This window comes from Mesorhizobium australicum WSM2073 (genome assembly GCF_000230995.2).
Taxonomy (GTDB): domain Bacteria; phylum Pseudomonadota; class Alphaproteobacteria; order Rhizobiales; family Rhizobiaceae; genus Mesorhizobium; species Mesorhizobium australicum.
In genome coordinates this window covers 5,481,144-5,498,988 of record NC_019973.1, presented here as the reverse complement: position 1 = coordinate 5,498,988, position 17,845 = coordinate 5,481,144, and the positions used below count along the sequence as shown (strand labels likewise).

Sequence of the window (17,845 nt, the reverse complement as noted above, 5' to 3'; positions counted from 1 at the left end):
CGCAATGTGACCGGCCGGCGCATTGCTCTGAACAGAAGGAGCACCCATGTCCGACATCAGCTTCCACGATCTGTCATCCCTCAATACCACGCAACGGGCCGGTCTGCTGAAACGCGCCGAAGGCGATCTGTCGGCCTTCGTCGAAAAGGTCCGCCCGATCATCCAGGCCGTCAGGGAAGAGGGTGACGCCGCCCTGATCCGTTTCGCCAGGGAGTTCGACAAGGCCAATGTGAGGGAAGGCGGACTGAAAGTGTCGGAAGCGGAGTTCGATGCGGCCTTCGACAAGGTCGAGAAGGAAGTCGTGGAGAGCATCAGGTTCGGCATCGAGAATATCAGGCATTTTCATGAGGAGCAGAAGCCGGAGACCATGTGGCTCAAGGAGATCCGGCCGGGCGCCTATGCCGGCGACCGGTATACGCCCATCGCATCGGTCGCGCTCTACGTGCCGCGCGGCAAGGGCGCCTTTCCATCGGTGACGATGATGACGTCGGTTCCGGCTGTGATTGCCGGCGTGCCGCGGATCGCGATCGTGACGCCGCCAACCTCGGATGGTTCGGTGGACGCGGCCACGCTGGTCGCCGCTCGCCTTGCCGGCGTCGAAACCGTCTATAAATGCGGCGGCGCGCAAGCCGTTGCCGCCGTCGCCTACGGCACCGAGACGGTGAAGCCGGCGCTCAAGATCGTCGGCCCGGGCAGTCCCTGGGTGGTGGCGGCCAAGAGCGTGCTGTCCTCGATCATCAATACGGGGCTCCCGGCCGGACCGTCGGAAGCCATCATCTTTGCCGACGACAGCGTCGACGGAGGCCTTGCCGCGCTCGATCTGCTGATCGAAGCCGAGCACGGGCCGGATTCTTCAGCCTATCTGGTGACGCACAGCCGCAAGGTCGCCGAAGCAGCCCTTGCTGCATTTCCCGACCACTGGTCGCGGATGACCGAACAGCGTGTGGAATTCTCGCGCGCGGTGCTGACCGGAAAGCGCGGCGGCATCGTGCTGACGGCGTCGCTGGAGGAAAGCTATCGCTTCATCAACGACTACGCGCCTGAACATCTGGAAATCCTGTCGAAGGAGCCGTTCGCGCATCTCGGCCACATCACCGAGGCGGCCGAAATCCTCATGGGCCCGCATACGCCGGTGACCCTTGCCAACTTCATCCTCGGGCCGAATGCGGTGCTGCCGACCAGCCGCTGGGCGCGAACCTACGGGCCGCTTTCGGTGACGGATTTCGTCAAGCGCTCCTCGGTCGGCTATGTCACCTCGGCCGCGTATCCGGAATTGGCGCAGCATGCCCGCAGGCTCGCCCGCTACGAGGGCTTCAGCTCGCACGAAAACGCGGTCTCGGAAATCCGCGACCGCTATCTCGCCGGCTAGCGGAGACGATCGCGATGAGGGCGGCACGACTTTATGGACCGGGCGACCTGCGCGTCGAGGACATCGCCGCGCCAGGCATTCCCGATGCCGGCTGGGTAAAGCTCAGGGTCGATGCCGCCGGCATCTGCGGTTCGGACCTGCACAATTTCCGCACCGGCCAATGGATAAGCCGGGCGCCCTCGACGGCGGGCCACGAGTTGACCGGCACGGTGATCGCGCTGGGCGAGGGCGTCGATACCATTGCCGTCGGCGACAGGGTCGTCGCCGATTCCCGTTTCTGGTGCGGAGACTGCGCGCAATGCCGTGCCGGCAAGCGGCATCTCTGCGCAGCGCTGGGCTTCGTCGGCGAAATCTGCGATGGCGGCTTTGCCGAACAGGCGGTGTTGCCCGCACGTCTGCTGCATGTCATCGATGCGAGCCTTGACGAGCGCGTCGCGGCGATGGCCGAGCCGCTTGCCGTCGCGCTGCACGCGGTGCGGCGTCTGCCGAAGACGGCGGGTTCGGTTCTGGTCGTCGGCTGCGGGCCGATCGGCGGTCTTGCCGCGCTGTTGCTTTCGCGAACCTTCGCCGGCACCGTGCTTGTCGCCGACCGCAACCAGGCGCGCTGCGCCCGCGTGGCGCGAGTGACGGGCGCCACGATCGTCGATCTCGACCGCGAGGTCATTGCAGCCGCGACCGCCAATGTCCCGTTGCTGGCGGCCATCGAGGCGACCGGCAGCATCGCGGCGTTCAGCCAGTTGCTCGGCGTTCTCGATCCTGGTGGTGCGATAGCGATGGTCGGCATCTTCCATGGCCGCCTCGACATCGACCCCAATGTTCTTGTCGAACGCGAGATCGCGTTGCTCGGATGCCATGCTTTCGCGGACGAATTGCCAGACGCTGTCCGGATGCTGGGTGAGCTGAGTGAACCGCTGCTGGCCCTGGTCGATTGCGAGATCGGTCTGGACGACATCCCAGCCGCCTATGAGCGGCTGTTGGCGGGAAGCAGCGATGGCTTGAAAACAATCATCCGCATGCGGCAACCTGCCGGAAAGGATTTTTGAAATGATCGATTTGCCCGACACGGCAAGCCCCCTCTACGAGAAGGTGAAGGACTATATCCTGACCAATATCGGGACGGGCCGGTGGGGCAAGGACCGCAAGCTGCCGTCCGAGAATGAGCTGGTGGCGTCACTGGGCGTGTCGCGGATGACGGTCCACCGGGCTCTGCGGGAGCTGACCTCGGCGGGATTCCTGATCCGGCTGCAGGGTGTGGGAACATTCATCGCGCCGCCCCGGCCGCAGTCGACGCTGATCGAGATCAACAATATCGCTGCGGAGATCGTCGAGCGCGGCAACAGCCACCGCTCCGAAGTCCTCGTTCTCGAAACGATGATGCCGACCAAGGAATTGGCACTGTCGTTCGAGTTTGCGAAGCGGGTTTCGATCTATCACTCCGTCGTCGTCAATTTCGAGAACGACTTGCCGGTGCAACTGGAGGAGCGTTTCGTCAATCCGGGCCTGATCCCCGACTACGACAAGCAGGACTTCACCAAGACAGCGACCTATGACTACCTGATGCAGAAGACGCCGGTGACCGAGGTCGAGCATATCATCTCCGCCATCCCGGCCGACAAGGAGGCCGCACAGCATCTCGGCATCGATGTCGGCAGTTGCTGCCTTCTCCTGCATCGCCGGACATGGACGGGGGCCATCGTGGCCACGATCAGCAAGCTGACCTATGCCGGCAGCCGCTACTCGCTCGGCAGCCGCTACTCGCCTTCCAAAGCGAGCTGAAGGCGACGGGAGCGAGCTGAACGCGACGGGCCAATGCAAGCCGCCGAGCTGGATCAACCTGAAATTTGAGTCTCTCCAACTTGTATATGCATGTATGTATTTCAGCCTTGACATCCGCTGCCGCTGCCGCTGAAATATGTCAGCGCTTCAACCATGAAGTGGCGGGCAAGACGCCGAGGCACAGTGCCGCAAGAGCAGAACCCCGCAGTCTCACCAGACCGGATGCCTGGGTAAAAAGCGGTCTGATCATCAAGGGGAACGAAAGATGACGCTTAACCTAGCAGGACAATTTCGCGCGCTCGTGATGGCCGCCGCGATCGGGCTCGCCACCGCCCCGGTGGCCCACGCAGCCGATGCTGCCATCCCGACGACACCTGAAGCTGGATCGTTCAAGATAGGCATCGAGCCCTGGCTTGGATATGGTCAATGGCACGTCGCCGAGGCCAAGGGACTGTTCAAGACAAACGGTCTGTCGGACGTCCAGATCGTCAACTTTGCCGAGGACAAGGATATCAACGCGGCGCTCGCAAGCGGCCAGCTCGACGCCGCCAACATCGCCACCCACACGGCGATGGGCATGGTTGCGGCCGGTCTGCCGGTGAAGATCGTGCTGCTGCTCGATGTCTCCATGACCGCCGACGCCATCGTCGCAGGCAAGGATGTCACCTCCGTCGCCGATCTCAAGGGCAAGCAGGTCGCTTTCGAGGAAGGCACGACGAGCGACATCCTGCTCAAATACGCGCTCGCCAGGAACGGCATGTCGGTCGCCGATATCCAGCCGGTTCCGATGCCTGCCGCCGACGCCGGCGGCGCCCTGATCGCGGGCCAGGTGCCGGTCGCGGTCACCTACGAGCCGTACCTCACTGTCGCCATGGCGCAGAACAAGGACGTCAAGCTGCTGTTCACCGCCGGCGAGGATCCCGGCCTGATCAGCGACGTGCTGGTGGTGCGTGACGAGGTGATCAAATCGCGACCCGGCCAGGTGCTGGCCATGATCAAGAGCTGGGACGCCGCGCTCAAGGATTATAACGCCGACACCGCCGGCGGCCGCGCCATCATCGCCAAGGCGGTCGGTTCCGACGTCAAGGACCTCAACACCGCTTTCGACGGGGTGCGCTACTATTCGCTCGCCGAAAACAAGACGGCGCTCACCGGCGAGTTTACCACCAAGACATTCGCCGATGTCGAAGCGGCCGCCAAGAACGCCAAGCTTCTGCAGGCCGATGTGACGCCGGAGCAGATGATCGATCCGTCCTTCGTCAAGGCGGCGCAGTGACGAGATCCGGATCGCGGTGGTAACGCGGATGTCCGGGGAGCCTCCCGCGAAAACCGGCTTGGCCCGCCCGGCACGAGCGCCCGCCGCAACACAGGCAAGGCGACGCCGATCCTCCGGGATCGGCGTGCCCATCGCCCGGTCGCGTTTCCTCGCGATAGCGGTGGCCGTCTTTGTTGGCCTTGGCCTTGCCTGGTGGGCAGCGACCGGGCTGGGATGGGTGAAACCCATCTTCCTGCCGTCGCCGGGCAGCGTTGCGACCCAGATCGCCAAGCTCGCCGCCGACGGCACCTTGTGGCTCGACCTCAGGGCTTCGATGTACCGCATTTCCATCGGCTTCCTCCTCGCCTCGGCACTGTCCATACCGATCGGCGTGCTGATCGGCAGTTTCCGTTCCTGGGAGGCGGCCATCGAGCCGCTGGTCGATTTCATCCGTTACATGCCGGTTGTTGCCTTCGTGCCGCTCTCCATCCTGTGGGCAGGCACCGGCGATACCCAGAAATTCCTGATCATCTTCATCGGCACTTTCTTCCAGCAGGTGCTGATGATCATGGACAATGTGAAACGGGTTCCCGCCGACTTCATCGGCCTTGGGCGCACGCTCGGCCTGCCGGACCGCAAGATCCTGACGCGCATCGTCGTTCCCAGCGCCTTGCCGGGCATCTGGGACACGCTGCGCATCAGCCTTGGCTGGGCATGGACCTGGCTGGTGCTGGCCGAACTCGTCGCTGCGACATCCGGCCTCGGCTATCGCATCACCGTGTCGCAGCGCTATTTCCAGACAAACACCATCATCGGCTACATCCTGCTCTTGGGCGTGCTTGGCCTCATCACCGATCAGGTCATGAAGGCCCTGGAGAAGGTGCTGTTTCGGCAGGAAGGCCACCAGCAATGAGGAACCGCCGGTGACTGTTCCCAAATTGCGCATCGCGGGTCTCGACAAGAGCTTCGGCACCGGTGAGCGGCGCACGCAAGTGCTGCGGGACATCAATCTCGACCTCGCCGACAACGAGTTCGTCTCCCTCGTCGGCACGTCGGGCTGCGGCAAGAGCACGCTGCTGTCGATCGTCGCGGGACTGCAGGATTTCGACGCCGGCGATCTCAGCATCGATGGCGCGCCGATCCTGCAGCCGGGCCTCGACCGTGGTGTTGTCTTCCAGTCCTATACGCTGCTCCCCTGGCTGACGGCGCGGCAGAACATCGAGTTTGCTCTCAAGGCCGCCGGCTATGATCGCGCCGCCTGCCGCGAGATCGCGCTCGAGCATCTCGACCTCGTCAAGCTCACGCAAAGCGCCGATCGCTTCCCGTCCGAACTGTCGGGCGGCATGAAGCAGCGCGTCGCCATCGCGCGCGCTCTCTCCTATCGCCCCAAAATGCTGCTGATGGACGAACCCTTCGGCGCGCTCGATGCCTTGACCCGACACCAGATGCAGGAACTGCTGACCCAGATCTGGGAGGAGCACCGGCTCACGGTGCTGTTCGTCACGCATGACGTGGAGGAGGCCGTTTATCTATCGGACCGCATCGTCGTCATGGGGATCGGCCCGGGACGCATCATGCAGACCTTCAACGTCGACATCGAGCGCCCGCGCCGGGAAGAGGTCATGGAGACCCCGGCCTTCATGGACTTGCAGCGCGGCGTGCACAAGGCCATCCGCGAGGCGTCGAGACGTCCCGAAATGGCGTGATGCCAGCAACCTTCGTCGGCTCCGGCGGTCAGGCGTTAGGGGCCGTGGGGACCGCACAGGCCGAGCGTCCACTGGATGGTTCCACAGAAGTCGTCGGCACGGCCCCGGTAACTGCCGTAGCCATTGTAGTAGCTGTCCATCCAGTCGTTATTGTCGGCCGAATTCTCGCCGGTCCAGCCCCTGCCGACCCAACCGTCACGGTGGCCGCGTCTGCGGTTCGCGGCGTGCGCGTGGTCATTATGGGCGGCGTTGACGCGGACATAATGGTGCCTGGTGACGGCGGCATCGGCCACAGCGGCAAACGGGACGGCGCTCGCGGCCAACAGCACCACGAGGGAGCCGAGGAATACGCTTCGCTTTCTCATCAGCATGTCTCCTTGCCATTCGAGACATATGGGAAAGAACGCCCGCCTCGCTGCACACGTTCCTTCACGAAATCGGGACGGCGCCCGCTGAAATGGGCAGTGTTTGTCCGCGGCACTCGCGGTGCCGGTCAAGATTTGTTGACTTCCAGCGAAGCGGAAATGACTACCGCTCACCGATTTGCCGGATCACAAGAGGGCCTGCGATCAGGCCCGGCTGGCCGGCAAGGCAATCTTGCCTTTGAACCGGGACAAGCCACTTTGGCCGATAGAAGCCATCTGCATGACGGAATTGACCAGAGCATTGGAACAGCCTCAATTTGCCACCGAGCGCGACCCGAGGCTGCGGCTGATCATTCCGATCATCGTCGCCATCGCGTTTTTGATGGAGCAGCTCGATTCCACCATCATCACCACCGCGATCCCGGCAATAGCGCAAAGTCTCGACACGACGCCGGTCCGTCTGAACCTTGCGATCACCACCTACATCTTGACGCTCGCCGTGTTCATCCCGGTCAGCGGTTGGTTTGCCGACAGGTTCGGCGCGCGCAGGGTGTTCGCGCTGGCGCTTTTCACCTTCACCCTTGGCTCGGCGCTGTGCGGCATGGCCGACAGTTTCGGCATGCTGCTGGCGATGCGTGCCCTGCAGGGGCTGGGCGGCGCCATGATGACGCCGGTCGGCCGGCTGATCCTGCTGCGCAGCTTTCCGCGCAGCGGCCTGATCACCGCCATGACCTATATGACCCTGCCGGCCATCATGGGGCCGGTCATCGGGCCGCTGCTCGGCGGCCTGCTGACCACCTACGCGTCGTGGCGCTGGATATTCTATGTCAACGTGCCGTTCGGCTGCCTTGGTATCGTTGCCGCGCTGCGCTTCGTCGACGACTTCCATGGCGAGGCGGTGCAGCGTTTCGATGTCCCGGGCTTCCTGATGGTGGGGTTTGGCGTGGCACTACTGCAGTTCGGGCTGGAGAATATCGGCCGGCCGGTCATTCCCGGGTCCGCGACGGTGCTGGTGTTGGCCGCGGCCGCGTTGCTGCTGCTTGCCTTCGGGCGCTATGCACGCCGCGTCGTGGCGCCGGCTGTCGACCTGACGCTGTTTCGGTTCCGCTCGTTCTGGGTCGGCACGCTGGCGGGCGGCCTGTGCCGCGTCGGTCTCAACGGCGTGCCTTTCCTGGTGCCGCTGATGCTGCAGGTCGGCTTCGGCATGAGCCCGGTCACATCAGGCTCGCTGACATTCGTCGGCAGCTTTGGGGCGCTGCTCATGCGGCCGCTGCTGTCGCCGCTGCTGCGGCGCTTTGGCTTCGGTGTGGTGCTGGTCGGCAGCGCGCTCGTCGGCTCCGCCACCGTGGCGGGCTTCGCCCTGATGGGTCCCGATACGCCGCATTGGCTGATCGGTTTCTATGTCTTTCTGTTCGGCATCGTCCGCTCGGCGCAGTTCATGACATCCAACACCCTGTCCTACGCCGATCTTCCGGCCGACAAACTCAGCCGCGCCACTAGCCTTGGCGGTGTGCTGCAGCAGCTCAGCGTGTCGCTTGGCGTCTCGATCGCCGCCATGCTGCTGGGCCTGATTGCGGGCGAAAGCCATGTCCTGACGCCGGAACGCTTTCATCAGGTGTTCCTGCTGACCGCGATCATCCCGCTGCTCTCGATTCCGGGCTTCCTGTACCTGCGCGCCGAAGACGGCGTTCAAGTTAGCGGCCACATCAAGGGATCTCGCAAATAGGTCGTGTCGGAGGCATCAGGCAATCCGTCGGCTCGCACCCTGCCGGCACCGGCTCACGTCGCTTTGCCGACCGAAGCGTCCATTCCCATGTCTTCCTCGGAAATGTCGTCGAAGGAAGCGTAGTTCATGTTGTAGAGGCGGGCGTAAAGACCTTTTCTCTTCATCAACTGTTCATGGTTGCCGCTTTCGACGATCTCGCCATTCTGCAGTACGATGATGCGGTCGGCGCCCCTTATGGTCGCCAGCCGGTGCGCGATGACCAACCCGGTGCGCCCTTCGAGCAGCTTGACCAATGCCTTTTGGATCAGCATCTCGGTGTAGGAATCGATGCTGGCGGTGGCTTCGTCGAGCACCAGGATCTTGGCGTCGGCCACCAGCGCCCGCGCGAAGCTGATCAACTGGCGCTGACCGAGCGAGAGATTGCCGCCGCGCTGCTCGAGTTCGGTGTCGTAGCCGTCAGGCAGTTGCTCGATGAAGTCGTGCGCGCCGACGGCTTGTGCGGCGCGGACCACCTCTTCGCGGCTGGCGCCGGTCTTGTGATAGCGGATGTTCTCCAGCACCGTGCCGGAGAACAGGAACGGCTCCTGCAGCACCATGGCTACCTGATCGCCGAGCGAATCTTGCGTCAGGTCGCGCACGTCATGGCCGCCGACCAGGACCTCACCCGACCAGACATCGTAGAAGCGGTGCACCAGCGCCATCGAACTCGACTTGCCTGATCCGGTCGGCCCAACAAGCGCGACCGTCTCGCCCGGACAGACGCGGAAGGAGATGTTCTTCAGCACCGGCTGGTTAGGCCGGTAGCCGAAGGTGACATTCCGGAACTCGACCGAACCGTCCATGTCGCGCGACAGCGCCACCGCATTTTCCTTGTCGCTGACATCCACGGGCACGTCGAGCACTTCGGAAATGCGCTGGCCTGACGCCATGGCGCGCTGCATGACGCTGTATTGCATGGTGAGCGAGCGGATCGGGTCGAAGAAGCGCTGGATGTAGAACAGGAACGCCACCATCACGCCGATATCGAGACTGTGCGACAGCACCATCGACCCGCCGACGACGATCACGGTCGCCATGGCGATGCCCGTCAGTGTGTCGACGATCGGCACCATCACCTGCGCATATCTCGCCGACCGCAGATGGGCGTTGAGATTGGCCAGCACCTTCTCGTCATAGAGATCGAAATTGACGTGCTGGCGTTCCAGGCTCTGCACCGTACGCACGCCATGGATGCCTTCGGCCAGCGCCCCGTTGGCGATGGAGTTGGTCTCGTGCGCGGCCATGAAGGCGACCTTGGCGCGCGGCAGCCAGAACAGGCGCACGATGAACAGCGCCGGCATGGTCGACAGCGTCAGCAGCCCGAGCCGGAAGTCCAACCACAGCAGGACGGTGACGATGCCGAACAGAAGCACGATGTCGCCAACCGACATCACGGACGTCTCGAGGAATTCCTGCATCGAATTGACGTCGCCCTGCAGGCGCGACATCAGCCGGCCGACCTCGGTCTTGTCCATGAAGCCCAGAGAGACACGCTGCAGGTGGCTGAACATGGCGCGGCGCAGGTCGGACAGCACGTTCTCCGCCACCTTGCCGACGACGCTCTCCTGGACATGGCTGGCGGCGTAGTTGATGAGGATGATCACGGCAAAAGCGGCGATCGCGGTGATCATCACCGAACGGTCGAGCCTGCCTGGCGCCATGCCGTGATCGATGGCGTAGCGGATGACCAGCGGGATCGCCAACTGTGTCAGCGTGAACACCAGCACCGCCGCGACCGAGATGAAGATCCGGCCCCGATATGGTCTGACGAAGCTCCAGATGCGCCTGACGATTCGTGGATCGTAGGCCTTGCCGAAGACCTCTTCCTCATCGCGGTGCGAGCCGACGACGGCCTTGGTCGGGCGTCGGCTTGTATCTTCCTTCTCGTCGTCCTGCGTCGACATCAGGCGGCTCCCTCGAGCCGATCGTCGTCCGGCCGCAACTGCAGGTCGTAAAGCGCGCGGTAGCGTCCGCCGAGCGCCAGCAATTCCTCATGCGTGCCGCGCTCCACGATCCGGCCGCGCTCGACGAACAGGATCTGGTCGGCATGCATCAGCGAACTCAGCCGATGCGAAATGATGAGCGTCACGCGATCCCTGGCGAAGCGCTTCATCGCCGCCCGGATCCGCTGCTCGGTGCCGGCGTCGACCGCGGCCGTGGAATCGTCGAAGACCAGCACCGATGGTCTTAACATCAGGCTGCGCGCGATGGTCAGGCGCTGCCGCTGGCCGCCGGAAAGCGAGGCGCCGCGTTCCCCCACGACCGTGGTGTAGCCGGCCGGAAGCCCGATGATGTAATTGTGCAGCTGGGCATATTCGGCGGCCTGGCCGATGCGGGTCTCGCGCGCCCAGGGATTGCCGTAGGCGATGTTGTTTTCGATCGAGGTCGTGAACAGGAACGCATCCTGCTGCACGACGCCGACCGCCTTGCGCAGCGATTGCAGCGTGACCTTGCGGATGTCCTGTCCGTCGATGGTGATCGCGCCCGAGGTCACGTCGTAGAAGCGCGGGATCAGGTGCGCGATGGTCGACTTGCCGCTGCCTGGCGGCCCGACGATGCCGACGGTCTCGCCGGGCCTTGCTTCGAAGGAAACGCCGGAAAGCGTCGGACGCTCGCCCGCGCCCTGATAGCGAAAACCGACATTGTCGAAGCGCAGCACGCCCTCGGCGATGACGAGCTCCCTGGCGTCGGGCGCGTCCTCGATGTCGAGCTCAGCGTCGAGCAGTTCGAACAGCCGCGTGCCGCAGGTCGAGGCGCGCGCGAAGGAGTTGACCATCAGGCCGAGCTGGCGCACCGGCATCTGCAATATGGTCATGAAGGTGAGGAACTGGGCCAGCGTGCCGACGCTGATCTGACCCGCGATCACCTTCTGGCCGCCGAACCACAGCACCAGGCCCATGGCGGCAAGGAAGGAAAAATTCATGGCGCTGGTGTTCGAGACGCGGATGTCGACACGCTCATTGGCGAGGTCCAGTGCGTCCCGTTTGGCACGGTCGAATTTTGCCAGCTCATGCCGTTGAGCCGCGAAGGCGCGCACGACACGGATGCCGCCGAGATTCTCGTCCATCACCCGGCTCAGCACCGACAGTCGCTCCTGCAGCGTCAGCCAGGTGCTGCGCAGTCGGAGCTGCGTCACTGACGAGCGCCAGGCAACAAATGGCACGAAGCTGAGGCTCAACAACCCGAGCACGAGATCGGTGCTGATCAACAGATAGGCGCCGACACCGATCAGCACGCCAAGCAGCACCACGCGTAGGATACCGGTCGAAAAGAACATGCGCACGCCGTCGAGGTCGAGCAGCCCGAGGGTGATGAGATCGCCGGTATGGACCTTGTCGTGGAAGGAAAAGCTCAGCCGCTGGATCTTCTCGTAGAAGGCGAGCCGCAGCTCATAGCCTGTCCGGTGGCCGACGGCCTCGCCATAGTAATTCTGCGCCATGGTGAAGAGGCCTCGCAGGATGCTGACGACCAACAGCGTCAGCGCCGTATTCCACAGCGCCTGCTCGGCCGCGGTGCCGGCCCCCGCCGCCATCACCCCTTGCGCCTGGTCTATGGCGCGCCCCAGGAGACGCGGAATGAAAAGCTGCAGCGTCGCCGCGATAAATGTCGAGATGAGGGTGATTGCAACCTGCCAGGGATGGCGCAGCGTCATGCGCACGATGCGCAGCAAGGTGCTGAGGCCCTTGCCCCAGGAGGCCTCCGCCACATGGGCAAATGATTTGCCGCGCTTGGCCGCGCTGGTCGCATCCGTGTGCAAGGAAATACCCAGACCGATCCGAGCATTAGCCCGAACGAATGTAGCAGACTCAATCAGATAGCGCGATTTTACGCGCGTCCGACCTGCCCGTTCAAGGGGCCAATGGCGGCATCGCACTGTACCTGAAACCGGCAAGATCGTGTCGCAACTCGCCGCTGGTCTGCCGCCGGTGATCGATCTCGCGCCGTTCCCGGCGGATAGGTTCTGATTATTCAAAGCCTGCTGGACCAGCAGGACTCCGCTCTTGCACGAGGGAAATCGACGTGATCGCAAATGCCGACACCCGCGCCGTTGAACCGGTCGATCCGCAACGCGCCTACACCGTGCTGGTCTGCGATCTGATCGGCCTGCGCTTCGACGCCGACGGAAAGCCCGACCCGTCGGAGGTGCGTGCGCATATCGAAGCCAAGGGCGGCCGCTTTCATGCGGCTGCGCTTGGCGACAAGGCCGCTCTCGAATCTGGCCGCGTGCATTTCTTCTATCAGCCGGACCTCAGCACCCGCGAAGAGCTGATCGAAGTCGCCGGCGATGGACGCTATGATGCCGTCATTGCCGCCGCGACCTTCCTGCCCGCCGAAACCGTCTTTCCGCTCGCCGGCGTCCGCATCGGCGCCGGCACCGGCAATATGGGTTCGCACTCCTGGGGCGGCGGCAGCGGCGAAGGCGGTACGGCCGTGCTGATGAATACGCCCGGCATCAACAGCCGCGCCACGGCGCAGATGGTGATGAAGGCGATCCTGAAAGTGCTGCCGGATCTCCCGGTGGACTTGCTTCACAACCGGGTGGCGCGCGGCGCCTTCGACACCGGCAGGGAGCTGCGCGATTTCCCGACCGAAAAGCTCGAAGGCAAGACGATCGCGATCGTCGGCTACGGCAATATCGGCAGGGAGGTGGCCAAACTTGCCCAGGCCTTCGGCATGCGCGTGGTGATCCACGCACGGCCCCGGCATCGGGACTGGATAGAGGCCGAAGGCTTTGTCTATGCGGCGGATCTCCTCGATGCGGCTGATGGTGCCGATGTCTTGAGTGTTCATGTCGGCCTGGGCAAGCAGGATGCGCAGACCGGCCGCTACGCCAATGCCGGGCTCATCGGCGCGGATGTCCTGTCGCGCCTGAACAAAGGCGCGGTGCTGGTCAACTACGATCGCGGCGAGCTTGTCGACGTTGCGGCCCTCGGCGAAGCCTTGTCCTCGGGCAGGGTGCGTCATGCCGCGATCGATGCCGACCTGTTCAAGGATGCCGCGACCGGTCGCCTTTCCGGACCGATGCTGCCCTATCTGGGCCTCGTCGAGAAGCACAGCGGAAAACTCGAGCTTCTGCCGCATGCGGCAGCCGATACGGATCATCCCTCGCGCGTCGCCGGCGCCAAGCAGGCCGTCGACCAGATCTTCGATGTCATCTGCCGAAAGTCGGTGACGAACGCAAAAGGCAGCGTGCCGCCGGCCTATCTTTCCCTTGGAGCAACCACGCCTCCAGGCATTGGATTGGTGACCTCCGGCCAGCTCTTGAAACTGACCGCTAGCGAATGTTCCGAGCTGGCGGATCTCTGCGATCGGCAAGGCCGGTTGTGGAAGGCTCTCTCCGATAACTCGCCTGCCGAGCGAGGCGCCGTTGTCGCCGAGCAGGGCGAGGACCTTGTCCGGTTGATCGACCGCTTCTGCCTTCTGGCCGAGAACCTCAATCTCAGGGGACCTTTCCAGCGATAAGCCGGAACTCAGTCTCGGGGACCAGCCACCATCCGGGCGACCCGCGTCATGTCCGCGCTCATCTCGCGGTCGTCGTCGAGCGGGCTGACGAGCGCACGCACGGCGGCGTAGGTGCGCCGTGGTCCTTCGCCCATACTGTCGACGACGCCGCGCAACTCCACGCCCGTCGCCGCGAAGATCAGCTCCATCGCAACGAGATAGCGCAGGCGTTCGACAATCTCGGCTGTCTTGGCCACCACCCGTGGTGCCATCGACGACTGGTCCTCGATCCCGTCCGATACGGCAAGCGGGCTGAGCGACATCGGGTTGGCCAGATGCCGGATCTCGGCCTCCAGCGCGGCAAGCGGTTTCTGCAATTCGGCGTAGCCTTGGCGGCTGCCGCCCCTGGCCGACAGGAAGCGCGGCAGTTCCGCCACCGTCGGCGACATCAGCTTCATGCAGCGATTGGCGGTGCCCACGGCGCAATGCGCAAGCGCCTGGCCGAGCTGCTCCCAGGCCAGCGTCATCGCGGTGAGGTCGAAATTGCCGTTCGAGACGACGCATCCGTCCTCGGGTAGGATCACCGGGTTGTCGCCGGAATGGGCCAGTTCGATCTCCGTTGCCAGCTTCGCCTGTTCGAACGCATGCAACAGGCCGCCCCACACCTGCGGCACGCAACGATAGCTGAGCGGATCCTGGAGCCGCCGCGCGACGTTCTCCCTCCAGAGCCCGCTTCCAGCGAGTTCCGCCCGCAGCCGCGCCCCGATCTCCCGCTGGCCGAACGCCGGTCGCGCCGACAGCGCAGCTTCATCGATGGCGGTGAGTGACGAGCGGAACGCTTCGTGGTTGAGTGCCACCGCGGCCAGCGACCAGTCGATGAGGTGGGCGACATCCTCCAGGCAGAGGCAAGCCGCGCCGGTCGACAGGCTGTTGGCGACGATGATGGCATGGCCGTCCTTCTCGCGCAGGTCGAGCCGTTCGAGCCCGGCGAGCGCGAGCGCCTCGGCCGACGGCATGATCCTGCCCTGGAACTCCGTCTCGCCGTCGCCGCGCAGCGCTCGCGCCATGTGGCCGAGATGGGCAAGGTCCGCCGCTCCGATCGATCCCCAGGTCGGGATCACCGGATGGACGCCGGCGTTGAGTGCCGCCACAAGGCCCATCACCACGCGTTCGGAAGTGCCGGTGCCGCCGGCGGCCATTCCCGAAATGCGCGCGGCCATCAGCGCGCGGACCGCCTCGGTGGGAAGGGCCGGGCCGATGCCCATGCTGTGGCTGAGCGGCACGCTGTGTTGGAAGGCGATCAGATCGGCCTGCGCGAGCGGCGTGTCGACGCAGGCGCCGAGGCCGGTGGTGACGCCGTACATCGGCTTGCCGAGTTGCGTCAGCTGCTCGATGAGCGCGCGGCTCGCCCGGATGCGGCGCATCGCCTCCTCGCCCAACATCAGCCGCGCATTGCGCCGCGCGATCTCGGCGACATCCTCGATGCCAAGCGGCTTGGCGTCGAGCAGTATCATTCGGGCTGTCATGTCTCGCCTGTATCCGTGACCGTATGCCCGGGCCGACGGCGCGGCGGGCGTCACCGTTTGTGGCGGCTTACCGGCTGGTCTGCAAGCCATTCCGATCGTGGCAGCAGCAGGCGAGGGGAGCTTCAGGCGAAATGCAGGTTTCGGCAGGTCACTTCGCGACGGCGTCGGGCACCACCACCAGCTTGCCGACGAAATCCTTGGCGACGAAATCGGCTTGTGCGCGGTGGAAATCGGAGAGTTTGTAGACGCCGCCGACAAGCGGCCGGATCTTGCCCTGTTCGATGTAGCGAACGATGCGGCGGAAATCGGCGCGCGTGCCCTGGCTCGATCCGTGCAGCTGCAACTGTTTCAGATACATGGTCCTGAGATCGAGCTGGACGACCGGACCTGCGATCGCGCCGGCCGTGGTGTAGCGGCCCTCGGGCCTCAGGATGCGCAGCAGGTCGTTGAAGATCGCGCCGCCAACGAGATCGGCGACCACATCGATCGGCTGGCCGCCGGTCGCCTCGCTCACGGCTTGCGGCAGGTCCGCGACGCCACGGGTGACGACCGCCTCGGCGCCGATGTCGAGCACCGCCTTTTCCTTGCCCTTGCCCACGACAGCAAAGGGAATGGCTCCACGCGCCCGCGCCAGTTGCACGATGCCGGAGCCGACGCCGCCCGACGCGCCGGTGACCAGCACGCGCTCGCCTGCCTTGAGGTTAGCCCGTTCCAGCATCTGTTCGCCGGTGAGATAGGCGCAGCAGAAGGTGGCGAGTTCGACGTCGCTCAAAATAGTGTCGACAACATGCGCGTTCTCGGCCGGCACGGTCTGATACTCGGCATAGCCGCCGTCGCGGCCATGGCCCATATAGTCGATGTCGGCCAGGGAATCGTCGTCGCGGTTGTAGATGGAGAAATCGACCATCACCCGTTCGCCGATTCGATCCGACGAAACGCCTTCGCCGACGGCAACGATGGTGCCGACAGTGTCGGTGCCCTGGATGCGCGGGAAGGTCAGCGTGTTGCCCTGGCGGCGCCAAGTCGAAACGGCGGCCGCGTCCTCTTCCGTGCCATAGGCGCCCTGGCGCACCCAGACATCGGTATTGTTCATGCCGCAAGCGGTGACTTTCACCAGCACTTCACCTGACGCAGGCGCGGGCACTTTCACATCGGTTCGGTAGACGAGCTTTTCCGGTCCGCCGTGCCCGGTGAGCAGCACGGCGGCCATGGTGGCGGGGAGGGTTTTGGTTATGGCATTCATGAGTCGGTCTCAGAGATTTGCAAATACGCTGTTCACGGCATCGGCGGTCTTGGCCACCACGATGTCGGCTTCCTCGCGGGTCAGGCACAACGGCGGCGCGAAGCCAAGAATGTCGCCCTGCGGCATGGCGCGGCCGATGACGCCGCTCGCGGCAAGGGCCGTGGCAATTTGCGGCCCGATCTTGAGCGAAGCATCGAAGAAGACACGGTCGTCGCGGTCTTTGACGAATTCCACCGCCGCCAGCATGCCGTCGCCACGCACCTCGCCGACATGTTTGTGACCCCCGACGGCCTTGGCCAGTTCGGCACGGAAATAGACGCCGGTCTCGCCAGCATTCCGCACCAGGTCCATCTCATCGATCAGTTCAAGATTGGCGACGCCGGCGGCAACGCAGATCGGATGCGCCGAATAAGTCCAGCCATGGCCGAGCGAGCCGAGCTTGTCGGAGCCTTGCACCAGCACCTGCCACATCTTGTCGGCCACGATGACGCCCGACAGCGGCGCATAGGCCGAGGTCAGGCCCTTGGCGATGGTGATAAGGTCGGGCTTCATGCCGTAATGGTCAGAGCCGAACATGGTGCCCAGCCGGCCGAAGCCCGTCACCACCTCGTCGGCGACCAGGAGCACGTCATACTTCTTCAGCACCGCCTGGATCTTTTCCCAATAGCCGGCGGGCGGCGGCACGATGCCGCCGGTGCCGAGGATCGGCTCGCCGATGAAGGCGGCGACGGTTTCGGGCCCTTCGGCGAGGATCATCTCCTCGAGCTTGTCGGCGCAATGCTGCGAGAACTGCTCCTCGCTCATCGAGCGGTCGACGCGGCGGAAATAGTACGGCGCCTCGGTATGCAGGATTGGTGCGCGCGGCAGGTCGAAGGCGTTGTGGAAGAGGTCCAGCCCGGTCAGCGAGCCCGTCATGACACCCGAGCCGTGATAGCCGCGCCAGCGCGAGATGATCTTCTTCTTCTCCGGCCGCCCCAGCACATTGTTGTAGTACCAGATCAGCTTGATGTTGGTTTCGTTGGCATCCGAACCGGAGAGGCCGAAATAGACCCTCGACATGCCCTTCGGCGCGCGGTCGATGATCATCTTGGCGAGCGTGATCGACGCCTCGGTGCCGTGCCCGACATAGGCGTGGTAATAGGCCAGGTTCTTCGCCTGGGTCGCGATGGCATCTGATATCTTCTGGCGGCCATAGCCGACATTGACGCAATAGAGGCCGGCGAAGGCATCGATGCTCTTCCTGCCATTGTTGTCCCAGACGGTGACGCCTTCACCGCCGGCCATGATCCGCGTCGGCGATTCACCGCGTGCGTGGGTGCCCATATGCGTTGAGGGATGGAAGAAATGGTCGCGATCCCATGCGGCGAGTTCGTTGGATTGGTCGAGCATTTTTAACTC

Annotated in this window: 14 protein-coding genes; 8 read left to right on the top strand and 6 right to left on the bottom strand. The window is 64.2% G+C overall.

The genetic code is table 11. The annotated features are described in order from the left end of the window. The first annotated feature begins 46 nt into the window (after positions 1-46). The 6 genes from hisD to MESAU_RS26410 all read left to right on the top strand — a co-directional run bounded on the left by hisD (position 47) and on the right by MESAU_RS26410 (position 6,106). Positions 47-1,369, top strand: a complete 1,323-nt coding sequence (gene hisD / locus MESAU_RS26435) for a histidinol dehydrogenase (RefSeq protein WP_015319097.1) — start codon at positions 47-49, stop codon at positions 1,367-1,369. A 14-nt stretch (positions 1,370-1,383) separates the two neighbouring features. After that, a complete protein-coding gene (locus MESAU_RS26430) occupies positions 1,384-2,412 on the top strand; it encodes a zinc-dependent alcohol dehydrogenase (RefSeq protein ID WP_015319096.1) in 1,029 nt (342 codons plus the stop codon). Position 2,413: 1 nt separating this feature from the next. Continuing rightward, positions 2,414-3,145, top strand: coding sequence for a histidine utilization transcriptional repressor HutC (gene hutC / locus MESAU_RS26425; protein ID WP_015319095.1), 732 nt, complete (start codon positions 2,414-2,416; stop codon positions 3,143-3,145). A gap of 265 nt (positions 3,146-3,410) precedes the next feature. After that, complete coding sequence (locus MESAU_RS26420) at positions 3,411-4,421, top strand: ABC transporter substrate-binding protein (RefSeq protein ID WP_015319094.1); 1,011 nt, start codon at positions 3,411-3,413, stop codon at positions 4,419-4,421. Between the two features lie 28 nt (positions 4,422-4,449). Further along, a complete protein-coding gene (locus MESAU_RS26415; protein ID WP_041163526.1) occupies positions 4,450-5,313 on the top strand; it encodes an ABC transporter permease in 864 nt (287 codons plus the stop codon). Positions 5,314-5,323: 10 nt separating this feature from the next. Then, the gene (locus tag MESAU_RS26410; RefSeq protein ID WP_015319092.1) at positions 5,324-6,106 is read left to right on the top strand and encodes an ABC transporter ATP-binding protein; all 783 of its coding nucleotides are present in this window, start codon (positions 5,324-5,326) and stop codon (positions 6,104-6,106) included. Positions 6,107-6,141: 35 nt separating this feature from the next. Here MESAU_RS26410 and MESAU_RS26405 read toward each other — a convergent pair whose 3' ends face one another. Continuing rightward, on the bottom strand, positions 6,142-6,471 hold the full coding sequence (locus MESAU_RS26405; RefSeq protein ID WP_015319091.1) for a hypothetical protein: 330 nt from the start codon (positions 6,469-6,471) through the stop codon (positions 6,142-6,144). Between the two features lie 280 nt (positions 6,472-6,751). On the opposite strand from MESAU_RS26405, the gene MESAU_RS26400 reads away from it, so the two are divergent. Further along, positions 6,752-8,197, top strand: coding sequence for a DHA2 family efflux MFS transporter permease subunit (locus MESAU_RS26400; protein WP_015319090.1), 1,446 nt, complete (start codon positions 6,752-6,754; stop codon positions 8,195-8,197). A 53-nt stretch (positions 8,198-8,250) separates the two neighbouring features. Here MESAU_RS26400 and MESAU_RS26395 read toward each other — a convergent pair whose 3' ends face one another. Continuing rightward, on the bottom strand, positions 8,251-10,140 hold the full coding sequence (locus MESAU_RS26395; protein WP_015319089.1) for an ABC transporter ATP-binding protein: 1,890 nt from the start codon (positions 10,138-10,140) through the stop codon (positions 8,251-8,253). After that, a complete protein-coding gene (locus MESAU_RS26390) occupies positions 10,140-11,993 on the bottom strand; it encodes an ABC transporter ATP-binding protein (RefSeq protein ID WP_015319088.1) in 1,854 nt (617 codons plus the stop codon). The genes MESAU_RS26395 and MESAU_RS26390 overlap by 1 nt, the downstream gene beginning before the upstream one ends. 263 nt (positions 11,994-12,256) lie before the next feature. Between MESAU_RS26390 and MESAU_RS26385 the strand changes: the two genes are divergently transcribed. After that, entirely contained in the window at positions 12,257-13,699 is a 1,443-nt protein-coding gene (locus MESAU_RS26385; protein WP_015319087.1) for an NAD(P)-dependent oxidoreductase, read from the top strand. An 8-nt stretch (positions 13,700-13,707) separates the two neighbouring features. Here MESAU_RS26385 and MESAU_RS26380 read toward each other — a convergent pair whose 3' ends face one another. The 3 genes from MESAU_RS26380 to MESAU_RS26370 form a co-directional block, all read right to left on the bottom strand. Next, positions 13,708-15,204, bottom strand: coding sequence for an HAL/PAL/TAL family ammonia-lyase (locus MESAU_RS26380; protein WP_015319086.1), 1,497 nt, complete (start codon positions 15,202-15,204; stop codon positions 13,708-13,710). 148 nt (positions 15,205-15,352) lie between these two features. After that, positions 15,353-16,447 carry an alcohol dehydrogenase family protein gene (locus MESAU_RS26375; protein ID WP_015319085.1) on the bottom strand — a complete coding sequence of 365 codons (1,095 nt, stop codon included), beginning with the start codon at positions 16,445-16,447 and terminating at the stop codon, positions 15,353-15,355. Positions 16,448-16,456: 9 nt separating this feature from the next. Next, positions 16,457-17,836: an aspartate aminotransferase family protein gene (locus MESAU_RS26370; RefSeq protein WP_015319084.1), complete on the bottom strand. Its 1,380-nt coding sequence runs from the start codon at positions 17,834-17,836 to the stop codon at positions 16,457-16,459. Positions 17,837-17,845 lie beyond the last annotated feature (9 nt).

What these genes read in the sequence shown, in the direction of transcription:
- hisD (WP_015319097.1), top strand. Translation starts at nt 47, where the DNA reads ATGTCCGACATCAGCTTCCACGATCTGTCATCCCTCAATACCACGCAA.
- MESAU_RS26430 (WP_015319096.1), top strand. Translation starts at nt 1,384, where the DNA reads ATGAGGGCGGCACGACTTTATGGACCGGGCGACCTGCGCGTCGAGGAC.
- hutC (WP_015319095.1), top strand. Translation starts at nt 2,414, where the DNA reads ATGATCGATTTGCCCGACACGGCAAGCCCCCTCTACGAGAAGGTGAAG.
- MESAU_RS26420 (WP_015319094.1), top strand. Translation starts at nt 3,411, where the DNA reads ATGACGCTTAACCTAGCAGGACAATTTCGCGCGCTCGTGATGGCCGCC.
- MESAU_RS26415 (WP_041163526.1), top strand. Translation starts at nt 4,450, where the DNA reads ATGTCCGGGGAGCCTCCCGCGAAAACCGGCTTGGCCCGCCCGGCACGA.
- MESAU_RS26405 (WP_015319091.1), bottom strand. Translation starts at nt 6,471, where the DNA reads ATGAGAAAGCGAAGCGTATTCCTCGGCTCCCTCGTGGTGCTGTTGGCC.
- MESAU_RS26400 (WP_015319090.1), top strand. Translation starts at nt 6,752, where the DNA reads ATGACGGAATTGACCAGAGCATTGGAACAGCCTCAATTTGCCACCGAG.
- MESAU_RS26395 (WP_015319089.1), bottom strand. Translation starts at nt 10,140, where the DNA reads ATGTCGACGCAGGACGACGAGAAGGAAGATACAAGCCGACGCCCGACC.
- MESAU_RS26380 (WP_015319086.1), bottom strand. Translation starts at nt 15,204, where the DNA reads ATGACAGCCCGAATGATACTGCTCGACGCCAAGCCGCTTGGCATCGAG.
- MESAU_RS26375 (WP_015319085.1), bottom strand. Translation starts at nt 16,447, where the DNA reads ATGAATGCCATAACCAAAACCCTCCCCGCCACCATGGCCGCCGTGCTG.
- MESAU_RS26370 (WP_015319084.1), bottom strand. Translation starts at nt 17,836, where the DNA reads ATGCTCGACCAATCCAACGAACTCGCCGCATGGGATCGCGACCATTTC.